20 protein-coding genes are annotated in these 23,901 nt (G+C 42.2%); 7 read left to right on the forward strand and 13 right to left on the reverse strand.

Translation table 11 applies throughout. From position 1 onward, the window contains the following. Positions 1-36: 36 nt before the first annotated feature. Positions 37-2,547, forward strand: a complete 2,511-nt coding sequence (locus tag BUE31_RS23430) for an ATP-binding protein (protein ID WP_073406282.1) — start codon at positions 37-39, stop codon at positions 2,545-2,547. Between the two features lie 281 nt (positions 2,548-2,828). Here the strand turns inward: BUE31_RS23430 and BUE31_RS23435 are convergent, their stop codons facing one another. The 11 genes from BUE31_RS23435 to hemA all read right to left on the reverse strand — a co-directional run bounded on the left by BUE31_RS23435 (position 2,829) and on the right by hemA (position 14,572). Then, positions 2,829-4,163 (reverse strand): sigma-54-dependent transcriptional regulator, encoded by a 1,335-nt coding sequence (locus BUE31_RS23435; RefSeq protein ID WP_073406283.1) that lies wholly within the window; start codon positions 4,161-4,163, stop codon positions 2,829-2,831. An 85-nt stretch (positions 4,164-4,248) separates the two neighbouring features. After that, positions 4,249-4,566: a hypothetical protein gene (locus tag BUE31_RS23440; RefSeq protein ID WP_073406284.1), complete on the reverse strand. Its 318-nt coding sequence runs from the start codon at positions 4,564-4,566 to the stop codon at positions 4,249-4,251. 209 nt (positions 4,567-4,775) lie between these two features. Beyond that, a complete protein-coding gene (locus tag BUE31_RS23445; RefSeq protein WP_073406285.1) occupies positions 4,776-5,309 on the reverse strand; it encodes a CopD family protein in 534 nt (177 codons plus the stop codon). Between the two features lie 94 nt (positions 5,310-5,403). Further along, positions 5,404-6,429 carry a uroporphyrinogen decarboxylase gene (gene hemE, locus BUE31_RS23450; RefSeq protein ID WP_073406286.1) on the reverse strand — a complete coding sequence of 342 codons (1,026 nt, stop codon included), beginning with the start codon at positions 6,427-6,429 and terminating at the stop codon, positions 5,404-5,406. A gap of 167 nt (positions 6,430-6,596) precedes the next feature. Beyond that, positions 6,597-7,043, reverse strand: a complete 447-nt coding sequence (locus BUE31_RS23455) for a tetratricopeptide repeat protein (RefSeq protein WP_234997894.1) — start codon at positions 7,041-7,043, stop codon at positions 6,597-6,599. A gap of 80 nt (positions 7,044-7,123) precedes the next feature. Continuing rightward, entirely contained in the window at positions 7,124-7,831 is a 708-nt protein-coding gene (locus BUE31_RS23460; protein ID WP_073406288.1) for a response regulator transcription factor, read from the reverse strand. Between the two features lie 126 nt (positions 7,832-7,957). After that, positions 7,958-8,827 carry a sensor histidine kinase gene (locus BUE31_RS23465; protein ID WP_073406498.1) on the reverse strand — a complete coding sequence of 290 codons (870 nt, stop codon included), beginning with the start codon at positions 8,825-8,827 and terminating at the stop codon, positions 7,958-7,960. 103 nt (positions 8,828-8,930) lie between these two features. Next, entirely contained in the window at positions 8,931-10,301 is a 1,371-nt protein-coding gene (gene hemL, locus BUE31_RS23470; protein WP_073406289.1) for a glutamate-1-semialdehyde 2,1-aminomutase, read from the reverse strand. Between the two features lie 62 nt (positions 10,302-10,363). Further along, positions 10,364-11,332 carry a porphobilinogen synthase gene (gene hemB, locus BUE31_RS23475; protein ID WP_073406290.1) on the reverse strand — a complete coding sequence of 323 codons (969 nt, stop codon included), beginning with the start codon at positions 11,330-11,332 and terminating at the stop codon, positions 10,364-10,366. A gap of 106 nt (positions 11,333-11,438) precedes the next feature. Continuing rightward, positions 11,439-13,031: a hydroxymethylbilane synthase gene (hemC, locus tag BUE31_RS23480; protein ID WP_073406291.1), complete on the reverse strand. Its 1,593-nt coding sequence runs from the start codon at positions 13,029-13,031 to the stop codon at positions 11,439-11,441. 314 nt (positions 13,032-13,345) lie between these two features. Then, positions 13,346-14,572 (reverse strand): glutamyl-tRNA reductase, encoded by a 1,227-nt coding sequence (gene hemA, locus BUE31_RS23485; RefSeq protein WP_073406499.1) that lies wholly within the window; start codon positions 14,570-14,572, stop codon positions 13,346-13,348. A 151-nt stretch (positions 14,573-14,723) separates the two neighbouring features. On the opposite strand from hemA, the gene BUE31_RS23490 reads away from it, so the two are divergent. From BUE31_RS23490 to BUE31_RS23500, 3 genes are all read left to right on the forward strand, one after another. Then, the gene (locus BUE31_RS23490; RefSeq protein ID WP_073406292.1) at positions 14,724-15,101 is read left to right on the forward strand and encodes a DoxX family protein; all 378 of its coding nucleotides are present in this window, start codon (positions 14,724-14,726) and stop codon (positions 15,099-15,101) included. Positions 15,102-15,379: 278 nt separating this feature from the next. Then, positions 15,380-16,210, forward strand: a complete 831-nt coding sequence (locus BUE31_RS23495) for an alpha/beta hydrolase family protein (RefSeq protein WP_073406293.1) — start codon at positions 15,380-15,382, stop codon at positions 16,208-16,210. 65 nt (positions 16,211-16,275) lie between these two features. Next, the gene (locus tag BUE31_RS23500; protein ID WP_200801978.1) at positions 16,276-17,349 is read left to right on the forward strand and encodes an MBL fold metallo-hydrolase; all 1,074 of its coding nucleotides are present in this window, start codon (positions 16,276-16,278) and stop codon (positions 17,347-17,349) included. A gap of 226 nt (positions 17,350-17,575) precedes the next feature. On the opposite strand, the gene BUE31_RS23505 is transcribed toward BUE31_RS23500, so the two are convergent. Further along, complete coding sequence (locus BUE31_RS23505) at positions 17,576-19,108, reverse strand: serine hydrolase (protein WP_073406295.1); 1,533 nt, start codon at positions 19,106-19,108, stop codon at positions 17,576-17,578. A 93-nt stretch (positions 19,109-19,201) separates the two neighbouring features. On the opposite strand from BUE31_RS23505, the gene BUE31_RS23510 reads away from it, so the two are divergent. The 3 genes from BUE31_RS23510 to BUE31_RS23520 all read left to right on the forward strand — a co-directional run bounded on the left by BUE31_RS23510 (position 19,202) and on the right by BUE31_RS23520 (position 23,397). Further along, positions 19,202-21,391 (forward strand): S9 family peptidase, encoded by a 2,190-nt coding sequence (locus BUE31_RS23510; protein ID WP_073406296.1) that lies wholly within the window; start codon positions 19,202-19,204, stop codon positions 21,389-21,391. Positions 21,392-21,872: 481 nt separating this feature from the next. Next, complete coding sequence (locus BUE31_RS30800; protein ID WP_143167231.1) at positions 21,873-22,574, forward strand: helix-turn-helix domain-containing protein; 702 nt, start codon at positions 21,873-21,875, stop codon at positions 22,572-22,574. Positions 22,575-22,650: 76 nt separating this feature from the next. Next, complete coding sequence (locus tag BUE31_RS23520) at positions 22,651-23,397, forward strand: gluzincin family metallopeptidase (RefSeq protein WP_073406298.1); 747 nt, start codon at positions 22,651-22,653, stop codon at positions 23,395-23,397. A gap of 81 nt (positions 23,398-23,478) precedes the next feature. Here the strand turns inward: BUE31_RS23520 and BUE31_RS23525 are convergent, their stop codons facing one another. Then, a complete protein-coding gene (locus BUE31_RS23525; protein ID WP_073406299.1) occupies positions 23,479-23,883 on the reverse strand; it encodes a single-stranded DNA-binding protein in 405 nt (134 codons plus the stop codon). Between the last annotated feature and the right edge of the window lie 18 nt (positions 23,884-23,901).

Here is a 23,901-nt window from a genome sequence, read left to right on the forward strand (position 1 = left end):
ATTTCCTGTTTTTGCGTTATGATATAGGATATCAATATGCATAAACAGAGTTTCATCCGATCGGTAAAGGGGAAAATTATTATTGCTGCCATACTGGCCTGCTTTGCCCTTTTTATGGCCTGGAGCACCAGTAAGGATGCTTTTACGGCTATGCTGAATGCGTTTTCAAACGTTTCGGCCCCAAATGAAAAGCTGCGCCTTGTTAATGACCTGTCGCGCGGAATAGCCAGGATAGACCAGGTGCAAAAAGCCCGTTTACTAAACAACCCCGACAAGTATTATGGCTTTAATGATTCAAAAAATTTGATCTTAAAAATTGATACGCTACAAACGTTGTATCCTATAAAATCAACACAGGTGTTAAGGCTTAATACCTTAAGGAAATTATTGCAGGACCGCGACCGGTTATTTGCAAACTACGTTAAAGTAAGAGAAGGGCTTATTGACAACAAATCCTTTTCGATCCAGGTGGAAAGCTTAAATGATATAGTGGATAAAAGCGCACAGCAGACCGATAGCATGGTTACCACAACCGAAAAAAAGACCTCAACCACAACCGTTTATCCTGCTGCAATTTCAGCGGATGATAAAAGAGATAACAGGAGCTTTTTTAACAAACTCTTCGGCAAGAAAAAAGCAAAAGATACAGACTCAGCAAGCAAGCCTTTCCAGATAGTTGCCGAGGAATTAAATGTAAAACACGATACATTGGCAAAGGCTATCCAGGATAGTTTGCTGAAAGGACTGGGACAAACCATGAAGGACCTGGAAAAGATCCAGAAAAGAAAAAGCGCCCTGTTTGTTAACCGGGAAACCGTGCTAACCCGGTCGAGCGCAAATATTATCCGCCAGATAGTAACCATCCTCAAAAAGGTGGAAACTGAAGTAGTTGTGCAAACCGACTTAAATAACCAGGCTGCAAAAAGCATGGTTCACAGCAGCATTAAGCGCATCAGTATAATTATGCTGGCATTTGTTATCCTTACCGTTTTACTGGTGTATTTTATTTTGAGGGATATCTCGCGCATAAATAAATATCGTAAAGAACTTGAACTGGCGAAAGACGAAGCTGAATACCATGCGCTGGCCAAGCACCGTTTCCTGTCGAATATGAGCCATGAGATCCGCACACCGTTGCAATCCATCATAGGTTACGCCGAAATGATCAACCAGCAGGAACATCCGCAGAAAAAAGATATCGAAGCAATTTACCGGTCATCGGGCCATTTAATGCAGATAGTGAACGAGGTGCTTGACTATAACAGGATCATATCAGGTAAATTCAGCTTTGCAAATCAACCGTTTGATATGCTGACCCTGCTTGATGAAGTTATATTTGTAATGCGCCTGGAAGCTGATAAAAAGGGCATTGATCTTGAAACTGATTATGATAATACAGTTCCGGCTTTTGTAACCGGCGATCCGTTCAGATTAAAACAGATCCTGTTTAACTTATTGGGCAATGCTATTAAGTTTACACAACAAGGCGGGGTTATTTTAACCGTTAGAGCAGAGCAGGTTGACGGGCAGGTGCAATACCATTTTGATGTAACAGATACTGGCATAGGCCTTGCCGTTGCAGATATAGAGCGCATTTTTAATGAATTTGAGCAGGCAGGCGACGAAAAACAAAGTCGCGCCGGTACTGGTCTTGGCTTGCCTATAACCAAAGAGCTTATTGAAAGCCAGGGGGGCAATATAACCGTAAAAAGCAAGCCGGGCAAAGGCAGCAGCTTTAGTTTCGGCCTGCAGTTTGCAAAGGCTCAACAAGAGGTTAAAACTATTATACCCGCTGCACATGCAACATCCGGTTTAGCTACTAATAAGGTTTGGATTATTGATGATGATACTTTTATACTTGAGCTATGCTCCCGTATCTTTGATAACAACAAGATTGCATATCGTTGCTTTACCTCGCCTCACGAGATCTTAAATACACCGTGGGATGCGGCTGTAAAGTATTTGCTGCTGGATATCCGGATGCCCGAAATGAGCGGCATGGAGCTTTGCCGGTTGCTCCGTAAACAGGTACCCGCCGATGTAAAGATCTACGCCCTTACTGCGCAGGCCCTTCCCGGTGAACGCGAATCAGTTTTAGCGCAGGGATTTAATGGCCTTCTGATGAAACCTTTTAGGGAAAGCGAGCTGGTTGCACTTATAAAAGACAATCCGGATGCCGGTGAAAAGAACAGCATACCGCAGATCAATATCAAAGCCATTGAGAAAATGACCATGGGCGACACGGAACAAACAGCTAAAATACTTGCCCGCTTTGCCGTGGATAGTATGAATGATGTTGAGCAATTAAAGGCAGGTTTAGCTACAGAAAATATTGAAAAGGTATTGTTGCTTACCCACCGTATTGCAGGCCGTACCGCACAGGCAGGTGCAAGAGAACTGGCAGAAAGCTTTCGTTTAGCCGAAATGGAATTAAACAGGGATAAAAAAATTACCGCAACCAGGATTGAACATATTTTAGCCCTGGCCCAAAAGCTACATGACCTGGCTGTTGTAACCCGCGATTATAGTTTTATAGAGACGGTATAAAACAGTGCCAAGTCAAAAGTCATTATGTGTATCCACGCCCGCAAAGCGTTCCATTTTTCCACGCGGAACACCCGGAACGCTGTGAAACATACTGACTATCAAATGTTTAGTTATTTATCAAGAATCAAATAGATATAAATTACTCATAATCAACATGTCCATCAATCTTTATATCGAACTCGTTAAATTATGTTAATCAATGTAAACCCAGTTTTTGTTAACTGAATCAATCCAAGCCAGAATTGTGCATCAATTTGTGGTTGCTATAACACGGGTAGAAATCAGCTATCCAGGCCGTAACGCTCAATTTTACTATAAAGCGTTTTGCGGTCAATATTGAGCAGCTTGGCGGCTTTTGATTTATTATACTTTACCTGGATCAGCGTTTTTTGGATCAGTTGTTTTTCATTCACCTCGTTTTGCGCCTTAAGATCAGATTCCCGGTTTTGGTGAATATTGTTTGACACAGAGAACAACATTTCATCGGGCATAGTGTCAACACCGGCTATATCATCATGGCTTAGCAAAACCATCCGTTTAATTACGTTTTTAAGCTCGCGCAAATTACCCGGCCAATCGTATTTATGCAGGATCTCTTTTGCCTCTGTAGATAGGCTACTAACCTTACGGTCAAGTTCTGCATTTGCCAGCTTTATAAAATGCCTGATAAAAATATCTATATCGTTTCCCCTTGCCCGTAACGGGGCAAGCTGGATCTTAAACTCATTAATGCGGTGGTAAAGGTCCTGCCTGAAATCGCCGCCGCTTACGCTGTTTACCAAATCATCATTGGTTGCTGTAACTATCCTTACGTTAACAGGTACTTGCTTGTTGCTGCCTAATGGCTGGATTGTTTTTTCCTGCAATGCCCGCAGCAGTTTTACCTGTACATCATAACTCAGGTTACCTACTTCATCTAAAAATAGCGTGCCTCCGTCAGCATATTCAAACATGCCTTTTTTGTCGGCAATGGCGCCGGTAAAAGCACCTTTTATATGTCCGAATAATTCGCTTGCGGCGAGGTCTTTTGAAAGTGCACCACAATCAATTGCCACAAATGGCTTTGCCTTGCGTTTACTTTGGCGGTGAATGGTTCGTGCCACATACTCTTTGCCCGTACCGCTTTCACCCTGGATAAGTACAGCCATGTCTGTTGGCGCAACCACGTCAATGTGCTCATGCAACTTGTCTGAATCATGGCTATTGCCTTTTATAAATTCGGGCTGATCATCCTGAACCGCAGCCGTGGGCTCTTTTTTCCCGCCCAAGGCATTGCTCATGATCATCAGCAATTCATCAGGATTAACCGGCTTTGTAATATAATCAAATGCGCCCGACTGGATAGCATTTACCGCAGTGCGTACATCATTAAAGCTCGTCATAATAATTATCGGAACAGTTGAACCTGTACCCCTGGCGTTAATAAGCACATCAAGGCCAATACCATCGGGTAAGCGATAATCAAGCAATAAAAGATCAAATGTATTTTGAGCGATAGCTTTCAGGCCATCCTTAATATTGGAGGCTGTAGTTATATCATGCCCATGCTTTTGTAAAAATCCCTGCAATAATTGAGAGAAGGTAAGATCGTCTTCAACTATTAATATTTTTGCCATAAGCTTTTATAGTGATGCAAGGCAAAAATACAAAAGGCCCCGATATAATGGGGCCTTTTGAGGGATAAAACAATATGATTAGAGTTTATTGAATTATTTTTCCGTCTTTGTCAAACTTTAAGGCTTTTGTTTCTGTGCCTTTTTTAACATCAACCTCATAATATTGGGTAGTTCCTGCTGTTACTGCAAAAGCTGTTGATGGCACCCATGTTTTGAAAACATCGCTTGAAAGCACTGTTTTAACCGGATCAGGAAGTGCTTCAAGTTTTATAGGGGTTTTCTGTACGCTGTCTGCCTGGGCTACAATTGCAACAGTGTGCATGTTTGTATTTAAATTGTTTGCCTTAACTGTAGCTAATCCTGCTACAACTAATACTGCTGCTGATAAAATGAATTTTTTCATAAATATAATTTTTTGTTTTTTATGTATGATGTGATACCATGATACATAATGGTGCCATAAACAGATTAAATATACTACCCACTTAAAATCAGCAACTTAGTAAAATTCACTTGAAATATAGTTGCTGACTTACTCCACAATTTGAGGGAAAAGGCAACAGAAAATACGGGTTAGAAAGTAAAGGGAGATTTTATAAAGAAGAGCAAAAATTACTTTTTGGTGCGATAGTACTTATAGATTTTCACCGCCGACATGAGGATGACCGATAAAAGCACCAGGCCTACAATGCCATAGATCCAGTTTACAGCATTTTTTAATACGGCCAGAAAAACTATGGCGAACAGAAAAAGGGTGGCTACCTCGTTCCAGATGCGGAGCTGGGTGGATGTCCAGGTGAAAATCCCTTTTGCCATCTGTTTCATTTTATTTTGGCAGATGAAGTGGTATATTATTAACCCTACAACAAAAGCAAGCTTAATATGCATCCAGGGCTGCTGGAGCCATACCGGTGCAAGGCAAAGCATGGTAATGCCTGCAGCCAGCACCAATACCATTGATGGCACTGCAATAATATACCAAAGCTTACGCTCCATTATTTCAAACTGTTTAGAGAGAATAGTGCGATCGGGATCGGGCTTGTCCTGTGCCTCGGTATGGTAGATAAACAAACGCACAATATAAAACAACCCCGCCATCCAGCAGACTACAAAAATGATGTGTATGGATAAAATATAATTATACACGAATTCTCTCTAATTTATTCAAATTTCACGAATTATGGTTATCCAATTTATTAAAGCAGATTAGTGAAATTCGCCCTAATTCTTGAAATTCGTGTCAGTTTCTGTATTCTTTTATCACCTCAACCGCGTACTTCACGTTATCAAACGGAATATCCGGCATTATGCCATGCCCAAGGTTAAAGATAAAGCCTTTTTCATCCTTCATCCTGTCGAATAAACGATAAATACGTTCTTTAATTACTTTTTTGTCAGCATACAAAATATGCGGATCAAGGTTGCCCTGTACAGCTATGCCGGCAGGTAAACGTTTTTTAATATCGAGCAGGTCAACGTTCCAGTCGATAGAGATCACATCAGGTTTTGCCTCTGCCATCAGCGGTGCAAAAACCGAACTGCCTTTACAGAAAGAAATAACCGGGATATCCTTACGGTTAAGCTTGCTGATGATCTCAACAATGTAACGGTGTGAGAACTCTTTATAATCATCCCATGATAAAGCCTGTGCCCAGCTGTCGAAGATCTGTACTGCATTTACGCCGGCTGCAATTTGCAGGTTCAAATAATCGGCGGTTACGGTTGCTATTTTTGATAACAGCTGGTGAGCCATTTCCGGCTCATTATGCAGCATCAGTTTGGTAAGCTTAAAATCTTTTGACGACCCGCCTTCAACCAGGTAACTCATTACTGTAAAAGGAGCTCCTGCAAAACCAATCAGCGGAATACTGCCGTTTAGCCTTTGTTGAATTACTTTTATAGCATCAGCCACGTATTGCAGCTTGTCGCCCACATCGGTTTGCAAATTATCAATATCGGCTTTGGTACGAACCGGGTTGGCAAATTTAGGCCCTATATTTTGTGTGAAGCTCAAATCACCGCCCATGGCTTCACCGGTAACCAGGATATCTGAAAATAAAATAGCGGCATCAATCCCCAGCAAATCAACCGGAAGCATGGTAACATCGGCAGCCAATTCCGGGGTTTTGCACATCTCTAAAAACGAATATTTATTCTTGATGTCCCAATATTCTTTCATAAAACGGCCTGCCTGGCGCATCATCCATACCGGTGGTCGTTCTGTTTTTTCAGAAAATGCCGCTTTTATTAATAACGAATCTCTCATAATGTGAAGAGAGTCAGGAAATCAAGAGTCAAGAATCAAGACTTTGTTCCTGATTATGACCGGCATCCCTGCTCTGTTTAACGTAACTTAAATTTTAATATATAGAGGGGCAGGAGTTATGAATCAAGAGAAAGTAAATCTTGACTCTTGATTCTCGCATCCTGCCTCTATCTTATGTGTTTTTTTAATTCCTGGCGAAGGCGTTCAATAACACCCTTCATTTTTGCATTTATATTTTCCTGGTGCTTTTCAGTAAGTTGTAGATAAGCATCAGCCTTTTCAAAGTTGCCCTGCCTTATGCTGATGTTGGCCACATGTACCAACGCTGCCACATGATCATTAATCGAGCGCAGGGGATATTGGGCAGCTATTTCATAATGCTTTTCGGCATCCTCAAAATCCTGTTTTTGCAGGCAAACGCCGCCCATCAAAAACTCATAATAACCCCGGCGATTTTTGCTTAGCCATTGCGGATTAAAGATCTCCATTAATGTGCGCTCTGCTTTATCGTAATTTTTATGATGAAAATATTTGGCCGCAACAATAAGCGTTCCCTGCCTTATGTAATCCCAGGCAAGCAACACAATAAACATCAGGGCAACTGACGCAAACATGTATTGCCGCAGATAAACTAACAACAGCAGCGACAAAAAAAATATAAAGCCAATAAATAAGCGTGTCCTGTTTGCAAACATTAATGCTGGGTATCAGTAAACTTATAACCTACACCACGGATAGAATGAAAATAAACCGGGTTTTTAGGATCTGGTTCAAAATATTTACGGAAAGTGAGGATAAAGTTATCAATGGTACGGGTTGACGGGTAAACGTCATAGTTCCATACAGTTTCCAGGATCTGCTCGCGCGATACGGCATCATTACGGCGCTCTATCAGCAGCTTAAGCAGCATGGTTTCCTTTTTAGTTAAGGGGGTAATCGACTCATCGCCATTTACCAGCTCAAAAGAGTTAAAGTGGATGGTTTTATCACCTATCTTATAGCTGTTAAACTCTTTAAGGTCATCGCCTTTAAGGCTGCGTTTTACAAGGTTGTTCACCCTTAATATCAGCTCTTCAAGGTTAAATGGTTTGGTAAGGTAATCATCGGCACCTTTTTTTAAACCTGCTATTTTATCCTCGTTGGTATTTTTAGCGGTTAAAAACATAATGGGCACTTCAGAGTTCTCCAGCCTGATAGTTTCAGCAACTACAAAGCCATCAATCTCGGGCATCATAACATCCAGTATTACCAGGTTAAAACGCTCTTCTTTAAATATTTGCAATGCCTTTTTACCATTGGTGGCAGTTGATACCTTGTAACCTTCAAGCTCAAGGTTAAGCTTTATGGCCTCAAGCAAATGCTCTTCGTCCTCGGCTAGTAAAATTCTTTTTTTGTTTGGCATGATAATTTAATTATACACTAATATTCACGAATTTAATCGAATTTCACGAATTAAAAAGGTTCCAGCTCTAAAAGCAGATTTGTGAAAATTCGCCCTCATTCGTGTAATTCGAGTTTTTAATTCTATTTAATCAAAAACTACTTCAAATATACTACCTACCGGGCGGTTATCCTTCACCTTTATGCTGGCCCGGTGCTTCTCCAATACTTCTTTTACAATATACAGACCTAAACCGGTACCTTTTGTGTTGCGGGTATCCTCGCTGCCTACACGGTAGAACTTATCGAAAATACGATTTTTTTCATGATCTGCTATTCCTATCCCATGATCGGCCACTTCAAGAAAAATTTTGCCTTCTTTTGAAAATAGTTTAACCGCTACGGTTTCGCAGGGGCCAGAGTATTTAATGGCATTTTCAACCAGGTTGGTAACAACAGATGTTAAAGCAAACTTATCGCCTGTTATCTCAATTTTGGGTTCAATTTCAGCATCAATTATCTGCTGTGTGCCCTCGCATTTGGTTATCTGCAAGCGATTTACAATACTATCAACCAAAACGGAAAGGCTGAACTTGTCTTTAGGAAAAGTATAACTGTGGTTATCAATTTTTGAAGCCAGCAACATGTTTTCAACCATATCGTCCAGGCGGTCGATATCCATTAGTGATTTACCTATAAAGCTAAGTACCTGATCTTTTGTAAGATCTCGTTTCTGGATGGTTTGTAAAAGGATCTTGATTGATGCCAGGGGCGATTTAAGCTCGTGTGTTACTGAAAGCAAAAAATTCTTTTTTTGCTCCTGCAGCTTACGCTCCCGGTTTATTGACCGGTGCAGTGAATACGCCCCAACAAAAAACACCACGATGAATATGGAGCCTTCGCCCATTATCATCCCGAAGCTGCTGGGCATCATTTTAATAAGCAGGTAGCCCCACCATATCAATTCGGCCAAGGCGTAAATGATAAGGGCGTAGAAAATTACGAATGATCTTTTCATAACAGTTTGTTTTAAAGTTTGCAGTTGCCGGTTCTCAGTTTGCAGTTGGTTATTAACTAAAGATAATTCAAAACTGCCAACTGCCAACTTTTTTCTCTGCCAACTATTTTTCCCGGAACACTACTTCAAGGCTATCAAATATAGCACGTTTTGCTTTCTCAAGGTCTATTTTGGTGTGAGCGGATGATATAAATCCAACCTCGTAACCACTCGGGCCTAAATAAATGCCCCGGTTAAGCAATTCACGGTGTAACTTTTTAAATTTATCCATGCTGGCCGCATCAATTTCATCAGCCCTGCGGATAGTCTCCTGGTCTGTAAACGCAAACCAAAATATGGAGCCGATGGTAAATACTTTAAACTTATAATTACGGGCAGTGGCAAAACGCTGAATAGCCTCGGTAAATTCTTCCGTTTTATTATTCAAATCGCGGTAAAAGCCCATGCGGAGCAGTTCACTTAGCTGTGCAATACCGGCAGCCATAGCAACCGGGTTGCCTGATAAGGTACCCGCCTGGTAAACCCCGCCATCCGGAGAAACATGCCCCATGATCTCTCCCGAAGCGCCATAACAGCCAACGGGCAAGCCACCGCCAATGATCTTTCCGTAAGTTATAATATCAGGTTTAATTTGATAATAACCCGCAGCGCCTTCAAAACCAATCCTAAAGCCGGATATCACTTCATCAAATATCAGTAAAGTACCGTTTTGGGTACATACTTCGCGCAGGTATTTCAAAAACTCCTTTTCCTGTAAAAGTAAACCGTTATTTGCCGGTACCGGTTCAATAATTATAGCGGCTATCTGGTCTTTAAACTCCTCAAACGCTTTTTTAATGGCTTCCTTATCATTTAATGCAACAACAATGGTTTCATCGGCAAATGATTTTGGTACACCTGCTGATGAGGTTTCGCCAAAAGTAACCAGACCGGAGCCGGCCTTTACCAGCAACGAGTCGCTGTGCCCATGGTAACAGCCTTCAAATTTTAAGATCTTATCGCGTTTGGTATAGCCTCTTGCCAGCCTGATAGCCGACATAACGGCTTCTGTGCCTGAGCTCACGAAACGCAGCTTTTCAATAAATTTATTGTTTTTGATAATGAGCTCGGCCAGTTCGTTCTCCAAAGCTGTTGGCGCACCGAACGACATGCCATTTTGCATCACTTCTATAACCTTTTCGCGAACCTTTGCATTATTATGTCCAAGGATCAGCGGCCCCCATGAACAGCAAAAATCAATAAACTGGTTATCGTCAGCATCCCATAAATAGCAGCCATCTCCCTTTTTTATAAAAAGCGGTGTACCGTGAACAGATTTAAATGCCCTTACCGGTGAATTTACCCCACCCGGAAAAAATGTCTTAGCCTTTGCAAACAGCTCAGCTGATTTTTCCCTAACAATATCAGGCTTGCCTGTTGAACCCGAAGGCTCATTCCCCTCTGATGTAAATTTCTTTTTTATTGAATCAAACATAAATTTATATTTTGCCAGCGATGTTTTTTTCTAACCTCTAATCACCGGCCTCTAATCTCTAACTACAACCACTTATTCAGCAAAACCTCCTTAGCATGATACGTTAATATCGCGCTGGCGCCTGCACGCCTGATGCTGGTAAGCACCTCGGTAATGGCGCGTTGCTCATTTAACCAGCCTTTTTGAATGGCTGCCTTTATCATAGCATATTCGCCGCTTACATTATACGCTGCAACGGGCAGTTCCGTATTATCCTTTATTAATTTAATTATATCAAGGTAAGGCAGGGCCGGTTTAACCATTAAAAAGTCGGCGCCTTCCAGTTCATCCAAATTGGCTTCAATTAAAGCTTCCCGCTGGTTGGCAGGGTTCATCTGGTAAGTTTTTTTATCGCCAAACTTAGGGGCCGAATTCAATGCATCTCTAAATGGACCATAAAACGCACTTGCATACTTTGCCGAATACGACATGATAGATACATTGGTAAACTTATTATCATCCAATACCTTGCGGATATAGCCTACACGGCCATCCATCATATCGCTCGGGGCAATAATATCGGCGCCGCATTGTGCATGGGCAAGCGCCATTTTACCAAGCACTTCCAGCGTTTCATCATTAAGGATCTCGCCATTCTCTACAATGCCATCATGACCATCACTGCTGTAAGGGTCCATCGCTACATCGGTAATTATACAGGCTTCAGGGAAGGTCTTTTTTACTTCGCGGATTGCACGCAGGTAAAGGCTTTCCTCCCTATGGCTTTCAGTAGCGTATTTATCTTTTAACGATTCATCAATATTCGGGAACAGGTCAAAAGAATTAAGTCCGAGTTTCAGGCAGCTTTCAATCTCGCGCAGCAAATTATCGATTGAATAACGGTAGATGCCCGGCATGGAAGCCACCTCAGTTTTTTGTGCATTACCATCAACTATGAACAGCGGAAAGATAAGGTTAGCCGCGCTAACATGTGTTTCCTGTACCATCTGGCGGATAACTTCACTTTTTCTGTTTCTTCGTGGTCGTTGCATTTTAGTTCATGGTTAATAGTTCATGGTTAATAGCCGGAGGTTCATAGTTCATAGTTAAGAACACTTGCTTTTTACTATGAACTATGAACCTCCGGCTATGAACCCCTCAGCACCTGTGGCTCAAACAAATTGTTCCAAATACGGCTTCTGCCAGGCCTGTTTCATCAGGCGAATAAGGCAGGGTATATTTTACGCCCATTTCATCCAGTTTTTTGCCGGTTGATACGCCTATTGCAATGATCTTTTGGTCGGGATCAAGCAGGTTATCAACAAAGTAAGCTTCCACATTTGACGGACTGGTAAATACCATTATCTCCGCACCGGTTTGCGGTACATCGTCTTCCAGTATAGTTTCATAAACCGTAAGATCAATGATCTTTGTATCGGCAGATAATGCCTGCTGAATGCTCCGCATAGAGTTTTCGGCAGATGGAAATACCACGGTCTTTCCGTTGGCAAGGGCTGCAAACTCGGCTGCCACCTCTGCGGGGTCGCCATCGCCGGTAAAGTCAACAAAGTGCCCCTTACGGCGTAGCATGTCTTCCGATCCGCTTCCCATTACCCCAAACTTTACTTTTTTAGGCAATAACGGATCAAGCTGGAAGAAATATTCAACCGCATTTTTACTGCTAAAAAACAGCCAGTCGGCATTTCTTAAAATATAGTTGTCAAGTTTGGTAATCACTGCAACCGTGCGTATGAGTGAACGGGCTTCAACTTCAATATCATGTTTCTCCAGCGCCTTACGGAAATAGCTTTTTTCAGAAAGCTCACGCGAGATAAATACCTTCATCGGGAACTTACGGTCCTTACTAAAAAACAGGGCTACTTTTTGAGCCAGTCCTTCAGTGGTTGACGCTTCTAAAAACAGCCGATCGGGGAACTCATCACCTTCATCAGCTTTTGAGGTAAATACCTGGTAAACGCCATCTTCCTTACGGCAATAGCAGCCTAAAGGTAAATGGCAGCCCCCGCCAAACAGTTGTAAAAGTGTACGTTCAACCGCAAGTTCTTCGGCAACATCAGGGTGGTTCAGCGGTTGCAAAGCTTCAAATAATTCTTTATCATCTTCGCGGATCTGGATTGCCAGCGCACCTTGTGCCGGTGCGGGGATTAGTTCAGTAGGCGTTAATTCCTCTACATAAAAATCGCTCAAATCCAGTCCCAGCCTGCTTACACCGGCTTTGGCCACCATAATGGCATCATAATTTTCATCGCGCAGTTTATTTACACGGGTGGGTACATTGCCCCTAAGGTCTTTTATATCCAGATCAGGGCGATAAGCCAGCAGTTGTGCCTTACGCCTGTTTGATGATGTACCGACAATGCCGCCATATTTAACTGATAGCTTTTGGTGCACATCAACACAGTCCTTCAGTATCAGCAGTAGCTCAGATGGATCTTCCCGTTCTGAAACTGCTGCGATAATGAGTCCCGGAGGGTTTTCGGTTGGCAGGTCCTTGTGCGAGTGTACCGCTAAATCAATGGTGCCTGCCAATAATTCTTCTTCAAGTTCTTTGGTAAAAAAGCCCTTGCCTTCCAGCTTATCAAAGCTCAGGTTAAGGAGGCGGTCGCCCTGGGTTTTAATGATCTTCAGCTCAACAGCAATGTTAAGTGCGGCCAGGCTATCTTTTATAAAGTTTGCCTGCCAAAGCGCCAGATCACTGCCGCGGGTTCCTATTATTAATGTTCTGTCCAAAGGGCCTAATTATTTGCAAGGGCAAATTTAACATTTTACAGGGATGTTTAGAGGGATAATTAATGATATGAAAGTGGGGTGACGGTTGGGGTGGGGTTGAAAGGGTTGTAGGTTATTTGTCTGAACCATGATTCACCTGATTAAAGGATTAAGGGATGCCTGTCGCTTTGCTTTTATATTTGTTTACCATCCTTCAATCCTTTAATCAGGTGAATCATGGTTCAAAAAAGCGTTAAGGATGGAAGTGGGTACCGGCCTGTGCTTAAGGCCTGCAGGCGTATGAACGGACAGCCTGGGCCGAAGGCAACGCCCTATTAATTATTATTGATCAATATATCTTTAGCCATTATCATGGGTACGCTGATATACTTTTTCTCCATATAGTTGATCACTTTTTCAAGGATCTCGCGGCTATGCTGGTCCATGCCTTGTACTTCATCGGCAAAAACTGAATTGATTGCCGTATTGCGGATCTCTTTTATTTTTTCGGGGACCTGGCGCATGGCAAGCTCTATGCGGCGTTGTTTAAGCTCCAGTAAAAAATCGTTAATGTTTTGTTCAATAATTCCTTCGGCAAGGGTAAGTTCTTCGTAACGCTCCTGCAGGTTCTTTTTGGCAACTTCGTTTAAGGAGTGTACCTCAATAAAGTTAACCGGGTATTTTTCAAGTACATCAGGATGGGTATCGTTCGGTACTGCCAGGTCAACAATGGTTTTGCGGCCGGTATCGCCATTTAATAAGCCCGCATAAATTTCGGGCGTAATAATGGGCTCGGTAGCCGATGTACAGGTAATAATGGCATCAAAACCTTTATCGTAAGTTTTTAAAGCTCCCAGGTTAAATGCTTCGCCGTTTAAATCAGCAGCTAATTGCGTGGCATTGGCAACAGTGCGGTTAAATACCGAGAAGTTTGAAAATTTATGCTTTTGAAGATATTTTGAAATGTTGCGGTTGGTTTCGCCTGCTCCTATGATCAGGATGCGGGCATTTGTACAGAGCTTAAGGTCGCGTAGTTTGCGGTAAGCCAGTGAAACCACCGAAATAGGGTTTTTTGAAATATTGGTATTGGTGTAAACCTCTTTGGCCGTTTTTACTATACAGCTCATATACATGCGCAGTCCGTCGCCAGTTAGGCCTGCTTCTTTGCAGTTTTCGTAGGCCTTGCGTAATTGCGAAAGGATCTCTTTTTCGCCAACTATCAAACTTTCAAGTGAGCACGAGGTACGCAGCAGGTGTTCAAGCGCTTCCCTGTCTTCATAAATAGAAGCCGAATCTAAAAAGGTGCCGGTAGATACCGGGCAAAGCCCCATATCAATAGAATCCATAAACTCCTTGGCGAATGCTTTATCAACAACATGCGACGTAAGCATCACAAACTCAACCCGGTTACAGGTGGCAAGATAAAAAATCTCGGAGATGCCGAACTGGGTTTTTACCTTATGCAGCTTATCCGTTAGATTTTCCTGGCAAATCACCAATTTTCCCAACTCCTTCAGCTCAATCTGTTTATGCGTAAAAGCGATTACCTTTAGATACTTCAAAGCTATTTTAAAATTTGACCCGACAAAAATAACAGGATTAATAAGATGCAGTGTCAACCCTTTGTCATACAGTTGTATTTAGAATGTTTATAAATAAAGAGTGTTTTTTTAACAATTAAATCTATTTTATAGGTAAAATCATACATAAATAATGAATTTATTAAAAAAGGGCAGTCTTTTTATCCTTGTAATTGGCTACCTGGCAGCCGGGGCCAACCACTTCCGGTCGCCGGGAGGTTACATAAACATCATTCCGCAGTATATTCCCCTCCCAAAACTTATGAATATTCTTGCAGGCTTTTTTGAAATATTATTTGGCTTGATGCTGATTTTCAAAAGAACAAGGCGATGGGCTGCAGGGTGTATTATTTTAATGCTGATTGCCTTTTTGCCGGTACATATTGATATGGTTATCCGTGCGCCGTTCTGGCTGGGCAGCCTTTATGTAACGCCGCTTATTGCCTGGGTGAGGCTGGTGGTTTTGCAGCCGCTGCTGATATGGTCGGCGTGGTGGTATACGAAGAAATAATAAAGGTCTTCTTTGTGTAGCAGAGGAGGGGTGGCGAGCGAATCCGCTAACTAGTGGACGGGGTGAGTCAACCCGCTATGCATTTACGCCAATGCATTTGCGTTGATATCGCCTGCAGATTTTACTCACCCGGTCGACGCTTCGCTGGACCTCCCTCTCTTCGCTGCGCGGAAAGAGGGAAGGGGAAAGAGAATGTTTGTTTTCGCACAAAATCAGTGTCCCACAAGGCCATCGAAAGCAATTATTTAATCATCCAATATCATATCTTTGATATAATTATGATCAAAAAACAAAACTTCAACATTCCAGGCGCTAAGGGCCGTGGTATGCTGATGGATCTCACCTATAAAACATCCCTTAAAAATGCACCGCTGGTAATATTTGCCCACGGCTTTAAAGGGTTTAAGGACTGGGGGGCGCATAACCTGGTGGCAAATTACTTTGCCGAACATGGCTTCCGATTTTTGAAATTCAATTTTTCGCATAACGGCACCACTGCCGATAACCCAACAGACTTTGCCGACCTGATAGCCTTTGCCGATAACACTTTTTCAATTGAGCTGGAAGATTTAAAGGCTGTTATTGATTTCGCCTGCGGCGGATCTGGAATAGCGGCGGCGGCGGGTGTTTATTTAATAGGCCATAGTATGGGTGGCGGCATAGGTATTATAAAAACTGCCGAAGATAACCGGGTTAAAAAGCTGGTTACCATGGCTTCTATATCGGGCTTTCGCAATTTATGGCCGAAAGAGATTGAAGAGCAATGGCGCTTAACCGGCATCACATATATACAAAATAAACGTACCGGCCAGCAAATGCCTTTAAAAGTTAGTTTGCTTAATGATTTGGACAAGAACCCCGCTCGCTTCGACATCCTGGCACATGCTGCCAAAGTAAAACAGCCCTGGCTTATTGTGCATGGGCAGGAAGATGCTTCTGTACCGGTAAGCCATGCTGAGGAGCTGAAAGCTGCACAGCCCCATGCTGCCTATTCAGTAATTCCCGGCGCCGACCATGTGTTTGGAGCAACCCATCCCTATGTTGAACAAAGCCTGCCCGCTCATTTACTTGAGTTTTGCAAGCAGGCGATTGTCTTTCTGAAAAAGTAATTTTTTTGTCATAACTATACCGGCATTAAACTTACTGCTAATCTTTCTGTTAAGCGTACCGGAGCATGAATGTAACAATTCAGCTTCATCAATATCTCACTAAAAACCCCATGTATATTTGGGGAATCAATTTTGACACCTATTTTATGAGTTTATCAGGGGCGAGTAAAAAGGGGAGAAAGTTTTTAAATCCGATCCCAACCGATGAGGCCGGATTTGACAAAATGATCCCCATATTAAAAGAGTATTATCATAACAAAGCCGAAAACACGCCCAAACAACAGTTAGGTCCGTTTAAAACCGATGTTTCAGTTTTTCAAGCCCCTCCCGAAACCGGGTTAAGGATCACATTGATCGGGCATTCGAGCCTATTGATTGAGATTGACGGCAAACGTATCCTTACCGACCCGGTTTGGAGCGACAGGGTATCGTTCAGTTCCTTTTTCGGGCCTAAGCGGTTCTTTCAGCCGCCGATAGCGCTGGATGAACTGCCGCCTTTGGATGCCATTATACTCTCGCACGATCATTACGACCACCTGGATAAAAACACCATTAAGTTTTTTGCGGATAAAACCATTCCATTCATCTGCTCGCTTGGCGTTGGGCAGCATATTGAGAAATGGGGCATAGAAAGAAACTTTATCAGTGAACTGGATTGGGGCGACAGCATAATGCTTGGCGGCGATTGTAATATTATAGCAACCCCGGCAAGGCACTTTAGCGGCAGGGGTGTTGTTGGCCGTAATGAAACCTTGTGGTCGTCATTTGTGATCAAAGGGTCGCAGCATAATATATTTTTTGGCGCAGATTCGGGCTGGTTTCCTGGTTTTAAGGAGATTGGCGATACCTTTGGCCCCTTCGACCTCACCATGCTGGAGATAGGCGCCTACGGCAAGTTCTGGCCCGACATTCACATGGGTCCTGATAATGCCTCAAACGCTCACCTGGCGCTAAACAGCAAGCTGATGATGCCCATCCATTGGGGAACATTTAACCTTGCCCCTCACGCCTGGTACGAGCCAATTGAACGGTTAGTAACCTACGCCAAAGAAAAAAACATTGAACTGTTTGTACCCGAGCCGGGCAAACCTACCGAGGTGAAGCCCTATGTTTCGGGATGGTGGCAAAAATATTTGTGAAGATGATGTGCAGATGTGCTGATTATTGATGTGCGGATGGTTTTGTCTGAATCAGGGTTTCTTTTTTGAACCATGATTTGCTTGATTAAAGGATTAATTGATTCCTTAATCCGGGCAATCTTTAAATCCCAGGAATTCCGGTTCAGACAATCTGTTGTAACGCCTGTAATGTTTGTATTGGGGGATAACGTACATAACAGGTGTTACAACTATAGTTCAACCAAAATCAGGGAATCTTTGTAAACTCATAGGCATCGCGCTCCACAAAATCGGCTACTTTAATCCTGATGCCTTTTACCGTACCATTTTGCACTATAAACGGAAACACAGCTTTACCTAAGGTAGGGTCGGAAAAGGTGGCGTAAAAGCGGTTGCCGCCAAGTGGCTGCAGATGGGTGTACATTTTAGGGTGATGCTCAAAGCGGATCTCCAGGTCGTTATTTTCACCTTGTGTAATAGTAAGCGATCCATAAAGACTATTCTCATACTTGCCAATATAGCTTGATGGCAATAAAGCAGGTTTTGGGTTAAACGCAACCGAATCACGTAGCTTTTTATCGGCCACCTGTTCAACCGCCGCATCATTTTTATAGGCAGCCAAATAGGTATCGCTGTAATCGCGGTATTGCTTTTTAAAATAAGCATCCATTATTTCCCAGCGCAGGGCCTCAAAAAAGTTATTCTGATCGGTATTGGTTAATATAACTATCCCTAGGTGCTCATCGGGCACCAGCGTTACTGACGATAGGTAACCGTTTATACCACCGTCGTGCATTATAAGGTGCTTCCCGACATAGTCCTGTATCATCCATCCAAGTGCATACAGCTCGTAATTGGTTGAGCCATCCGGGTGGTTAACCCGGCCCATAATATCCTGTGCCTCGCGTGTAGCCTTAATCGCGGCAGCCGGGATTATCTGCCTCGCTCCTACTTTACCATCGTTAAGCAAAGCAAGCACCCATTTGCTCATATCGTTTATTGACGAACTTATACCGCCCGCAGGCGCAAGGCCATCTATCTGGCAGTAAGGAATTGGCGATAAACGTCCGTCAATCAGCGTATGAGGAACCGTTCTGTTTAATGATTTAGGCAGATCGGCGCTTAAGGCTAAAGTATTGGTCATGCCGAGTGGCGCAAAAATATTTTCTTTAAGATAGATCTCCCAGGGCTTGCCTGTTACCACCGGAATGATCTCGCCCGCGGTTAAAAATGCGGCATTGGTATACCCCCACCTGGTGCGGAAAGGATAAGCAGCCTTAAGCATGCCCAGCCGTTGTATAATATCGCTGCGGGTTAAGTTGGTGTTATAAAAAGTAAAATCGCCCTGAAAAGTTTGGAAGCCCAGGTGATGGCAAAGCAGGTCGCGGATAACGGCCATCTCACCGGCGGGTTTATTGTCGAGCTTAAACTGCGGCAGGTATTTGGTAACCTTATCATCCAGCGAAAGCTTTTTGTCGTTCTGCAGCATGGCAAGCGCGGTAGCGGTAAAGGCTTTTGTATTGCTGCCGATCATAAACAGGGTATTAATATCAACCTTGGCAGGCAGGCCCAGCTCCTTAATGCCATATGCTTTCATCAATACTATTTTGCCATCCTTAACAATACATACGGCGGCACCCGGGATACGCCAGTTGGTTAATGCCCGGTTAATATAAAAATCAATACTATCCTTAACAAACTTACTCCTGTCAATATGCTGTGCAAAAGTTAACGTTACACAGCTAAAAAGGCCAACCGCACTTAGTAGTATTTTTTTCATTACAGATATTTATTACAGGCTATAAAGTGCTAATTTAACGCAAAATTTACTGACCCATTATTTATAAATAAAATAAAGCTAAAAACTGACCCAATGAATATTAAACGTTACCGATTAAAACTAATACCCCTCCTTTTTTTAATACTGATACTTACACAGTTGTCTGTGAAAGCACAGCGTGGCAAAACGCACTGGGCGGCGGATGGCTACCAATACTATCGTGGAGATGCATCCGGGATAGTGGAGCTTGACACCCGCGATGCCAATAAAAAAACTGTTTTGGTAAGCACTGAAATGCTTACGCCACCGGGAAAAACCCCGCTTAAGGTGGCTAACTTTATCCTGTCAAACGATGGACAAAAGGTATTAATATTTACCAATACGCAGCGGGTTTGGCGCTATAATACCCGTGGCGACTATTGGGTGTATGACCTTACCGCAAAAACTTTAAAGCAGTTGGGCACCGCAAGACCCGCATCGTCATTAATGTTCACTAAACTATCTCCCGACGGAACAAAGGCTGCCTATGTTAGCGAACACAATATTTTTACTGAAGACCTTGCAACTGGTGCAGTTAAGCAATTAACCTTTGATGGCACCCAAACAATGATAAACGGCACATTTGACTGGGCCTATGAAGAAGAGTTTGACTGCCGTGACGGTTTCCGCTGGTCGCCTGATAGCAGGAGCATTGCTTACTGGCAGATAAATGCGGCAAATACCAAAAAATATTTGATGCTGAATACTACCGATTCCATCTACCCATACGTTGTTCCGGTTGAGTACCCTGTTGCAGGTGAAAACCCAAGCGCATGTAAAATAGGCGTTGTTGATATTACTACCGGCAAAATAAGCTGGATGGATATTCCGGGTGATGCTATTCAGCATTATATCCCGCGGATGGAGTGGACTACCAACTCAAACGAAATTATATTGGAGCAATTAAATCGCGCTCAAACCGAAAGCAAGGTCTTTACAGCCAATGTTTCAAACGGTACGGCAAGGGTGATCCACACAGAGAGCGACAAAGCCTGGATCGACGGCAAATCGCGCTGGAACGGCGGTGACCCTGTAGGCTGGGAATGGATAAACAAAGGCAAGGACTTTTTATGGATCAGCGAAAAAGACGGCTGGAGACATATCTCGAGAATTGACAAGGATGGCAAAGAAACCTTAATTACCAAAGGCGACTATGATGTGGAATCTCTCGACCTGGTTGACGAAGCAGGCGGTTATATTTATTTCTTGGCTTCGCCTGATAATGCTACCCAGAAATACCTTTACCGCATAAAACTAAGCGGCGGCAAAGCCGAGCGCGTAACGCCTGCGGATGAGCCCGGAACCCATAGCTATGAGATCTCGCCGAACGGAAAAATAGGGCTGCATAATTTTTCAAACAGCTACACGCCGTATCAAAGCGAAGTGGTAAGCCTGCCTGATCATAAGCATCTAAGCGGAACCGTTATAAAACTAAACCAGGACGCTAAAAACAAACCGGAATTTTTTAAGGTAAAAACTGTTGATGGCGTTACTATGGACGGATGGATGGTTAAACCAACCAACTTTGATCCTACAAAAAAATATCCGGTTGTGTTTTATGTGTATAGCGAGCCTGCAGGGGCAACGGTAACCGATGCCTATGGAGCAACCAGGAACGGCGAATATGTTGGCAATATGGCTGACGATGGCTATATCTATATCTCCCTGGATAACCGCGGAACACCCGCACCAAAAGGGGCTGAATGGCGTAAATCGATCTATAAAAACATTGGGATAGTAAATATTGAAGACCAGGCAATGGGCGCTAAAGAGATCCTGAAATGGCCGTTTGTTGATTCAACCCGTGTGGCAGTTTGGGGATGGAGCGGTGGCGGCTCATGCACGCTTAACCTGATGTTTCAGCATCCTGAAATTTACAAAACAGGGATAGCTGTTGCTGCTGTAGGCTGGCAGTTAACTTATGATAACATTTACCAGGAACGTTATATGGGCGTACCCATTGACGATGCAAGCCGCGAAGTATTTATAAAAGGGTCGCCTATTACCTATGCTAAAAACCTGCGCGGTAATTTATTATATGTACACGGTACCGGCGATGATAACGTGCATTATAAAAATGCCGAGATGCTGATCAATGAGCTGGTTAAATATAACAGGCAGTTCCAGCTAATGTCGTACCCTAACCGTTCGCACGGCATTTATGAAGGGCCCGGCACCAGCTTGCATTTGCGCACGTTGTACACGCAGTATTTAAAAGAGCATTGCCCTCCGGGAGGCAGATAAGAATTAATAAATTTTGACCGAAGTAGCGGTTAACCTTAAAGTTAACCGCTATTTTTATGCTTATTATTTTTAATTAAAGCCATAGGTGGATCTATCTTTCAATATTTTTCAAATCTTAATTCTTGTTGGTGCAATCAACGGGTTTGTGTGGAGTGCATTAATATTTATACAAAGGCAAAAAAATATCAGCATATACCTGGGCTTATTCGTTTTTTTGTTTGCACTGGCAAGTATTAAGATTATTCTCCAGGAAAAAATCCCCTATTTTAACTCATATCTCCCTATTCCGTTATTATACCAATTCGCTTTAGGTCCGCTCTTATATCTTTACCTTAAAACCGTTTTAGGAGCTAATTATAAACCATCCAGCAAACAACTTTGGCACTTTTTACCCTCATTGCTCTTTGATATCCTTCCTGCTGCCCTATTGTTTATTTTTAATTTTACCAAGTATACTTTTCAAATACAAAAACTAAGTTTTATGAGTGATATACTGGCGTGTTTTCTCTTCATAGCTTATTTGTACTTTTCACTTTCACTCATTATTAATAGATACGGAAAGAACCCCCTTGTATTAAAAAATGAAAAAAAAATTGGATGGGCTAAAAAGTTTATGCTTGCCTCAACTTTAATAGCCGTTACCTGGTTAATGTACATAATATGGGTAATTGTATTAAATGGCAAATTAGTACTTGGCATGATGCCCTATTATCCTATCTATTTAATATTTGGTTTTTGTATTTACAGTATCGGGATAGCAGGGTATTATAAACCTGAGATTGGATTACTAAAAATACCCGTCAACGAAAGAAATGAACTTTTAACAAAAGGTGAGGTAAAAAACAACAAAGAGATAATTCTAAAGGCAATGGCTACTCATTGTTATTATACTGATGAAAATATAAACATCCAAAAACTTTCAAAAAAAATAGGAATCAATGTAAAAGAGCTGTCCTATATTATAAATGTTGGGTTTGGGAAAAACTTTAGCGATTTTATCAACGAGTTCCGTATTACTGATTTTAAACAAAGACTCGAAGACCCTAAAAATATAAAATATAATCTACTTGGGCTGGCTTATGAAGTAGGATTTAATTCAAAGGCATCTTTTTACCGGGCCTTTAAGAAGGCTACCCATAAAACCCCCGCAGAATTTTATAAACAACAATATAAATCTATCTGATTATTAAGTTTCAAAACCGGTTTTGAGACTCCGGTGGATGTTTACCCGCCTATTTTCGTGAAAAAATATTCTAGTCATGAAAACTTCTTTGATTTTTATTATTATGCTGATCGTCCTGACAGGCTGTTCATCAGGCATGAAGCCGCAATTTAGAACCGATCATTTTATGTTTATTTATAATGCCAAATTCGATAAAAAAGAGGCTAGGGACGTTGCTAATGTACTGGAAGCTAATTACGTAAGAATCAGCAAAGATCTTAAAACTACACCAACTGATCCTATTGAGGTGTCGCTATATACAAGCAGATGGACTTACGCCACTACGCATGGGCATTGGACTACCGGGGGTAATATTGAAGGTTCGGGTAAATTACATTTTCTTCAACATGGCTGGGATGAAATGGACATTAAAAAAATCGCGATTCACGAATTTTCACACGCAGTAATGTTAAAGCTACTTTTAGACCGTGAACCAAAACCACTTGATGTTACAGGTTTTGATAAAAAATTCAATGCATTCCCGGTGTGGCTATATGAAGCCATAGCAGTTTATGAAGCTAAACAATTTGTTGACCCTAAAACCCTACCCTTTTTTTCCAATAATTCATTTCCTGACCTAAATGAGTTAAATAACAGGATCAAAGGCTCCAAAATATATAAGGTTGGTTACACAATTATTGAATACTTGCTAAACAAATACGGGCAGGATAAATTGATTACCCTGATAGCATCATATGGCAACCTAAAGGTATTAAATACCACTGACAGCTCCTTTGCTAATGGATGGCATGAGTTTGTTAAAGAAAAATATTTGAATAAGTGATTTAAGTTGGGGATTCAGTAAACAAACAAAAGCCACCAGGTTATCCCTGAGTGGCTTTTTTAATTAGGGTTTATAATTGGTTTAGTATTCTGTATTCTCCGTATCAGCAATTACATCTGCTTCTTTTGAAGTTTGTTTGCCGTCGTGCTCAAAATCAGTTTTGCGGCCAAGCAGGGTGAAGTTTTCGGCAACTACCTCTGTGGTATATTTTTTTATTCCTTCTTTATCTTCAAATGAACGGGTGCGCAGCTTGCCTTCAATATAAACAAGCTTACCCTTTTGCAAAAACTTTGCTGCTACATCGGCAAGGCCCCGCCACATTACAATATTGTGCCACTCGGTTTGTTCAACCTTGCGTCCATCTTTATTAAAACTTTCGGAAGTTGCCAATGGGAAACTTACTACTGAAACACCACCTTCTAAAGAACGGGCCTCCGGATCTTTACCCAGATGGCCTACCAAAATAACTTTATTAACGCCTGACATATATATTGTAAAGCAACA

Source organism: Mucilaginibacter sp. OK098, from assembly GCF_900142915.1.
Lineage (GTDB): Bacteria > Bacteroidota > Bacteroidia > Sphingobacteriales > Sphingobacteriaceae > Mucilaginibacter.

Bases quoted from the DNA above. Each gene is read 5' to 3' on its own strand.
- BUE31_RS23440 (WP_073406284.1), bottom strand. From the start codon at position 4,566: ATGAAAAAATTCATTTTATCAGCAGCAGTATTAGTTGTAGCAGGATTA.
- BUE31_RS23510 (WP_073406296.1), top strand. From the start codon at position 19,202: ATGAATATTAAACGTTACCGATTAAAACTAATACCCCTCCTTTTTTTA.
- BUE31_RS23520 (WP_073406298.1), top strand. From the start codon at position 22,651: ATGAAAACTTCTTTGATTTTTATTATTATGCTGATCGTCCTGACAGGC.
- BUE31_RS23430 (WP_073406282.1), top strand. From the start codon at position 37: ATGCATAAACAGAGTTTCATCCGATCGGTAAAGGGGAAAATTATTATT.
- BUE31_RS30800 (WP_143167231.1), top strand. From the start codon at position 21,873: ATGAGTGATATACTGGCGTGTTTTCTCTTCATAGCTTATTTGTACTTT.
- BUE31_RS23455 (WP_234997894.1), bottom strand. From the start codon at position 7,043: ATGTTTGCGTCAGTTGCCCTGATGTTTATTGTGTTGCTTGCCTGGGAT.
- BUE31_RS23495 (WP_073406293.1), top strand. From the start codon at position 15,380: ATGATCAAAAAACAAAACTTCAACATTCCAGGCGCTAAGGGCCGTGGT.
- hemB (WP_073406290.1), bottom strand. From the start codon at position 11,332: ATGCAACGACCACGAAGAAACAGAAAAAGTGAAGTTATCCGCCAGATG.
- BUE31_RS23460 (WP_073406288.1), bottom strand. From the start codon at position 7,831: ATGCCAAACAAAAAAAGAATTTTACTAGCCGAGGACGAAGAGCATTTG.
- hemE (WP_073406286.1), bottom strand. From the start codon at position 6,429: ATGAGAGATTCGTTATTAATAAAAGCGGCATTTTCTGAAAAAACAGAA.
- BUE31_RS23500 (WP_200801978.1), top strand. From the start codon at position 16,276: ATGAATGTAACAATTCAGCTTCATCAATATCTCACTAAAAACCCCATG.
- BUE31_RS23490 (WP_073406292.1), top strand. From the start codon at position 14,724: ATGAATTTATTAAAAAAGGGCAGTCTTTTTATCCTTGTAATTGGCTAC.
- hemL (WP_073406289.1), bottom strand. From the start codon at position 10,301: ATGTTTGATTCAATAAAAAAGAAATTTACATCAGAGGGGAATGAGCCT.
- BUE31_RS23525 (WP_073406299.1), bottom strand. From the start codon at position 23,883: ATGTCAGGCGTTAATAAAGTTATTTTGGTAGGCCATCTGGGTAAAGAT.
- BUE31_RS23505 (WP_073406295.1), bottom strand. From the start codon at position 19,108: ATGAAAAAAATACTACTAAGTGCGGTTGGCCTTTTTAGCTGTGTAACG.
- BUE31_RS23435 (WP_073406283.1), bottom strand. From the start codon at position 4,163: ATGGCAAAAATATTAATAGTTGAAGACGATCTTACCTTCTCTCAATTA.
- BUE31_RS23465 (WP_073406498.1), bottom strand. From the start codon at position 8,827: ATGAAAAGATCATTCGTAATTTTCTACGCCCTTATCATTTACGCCTTG.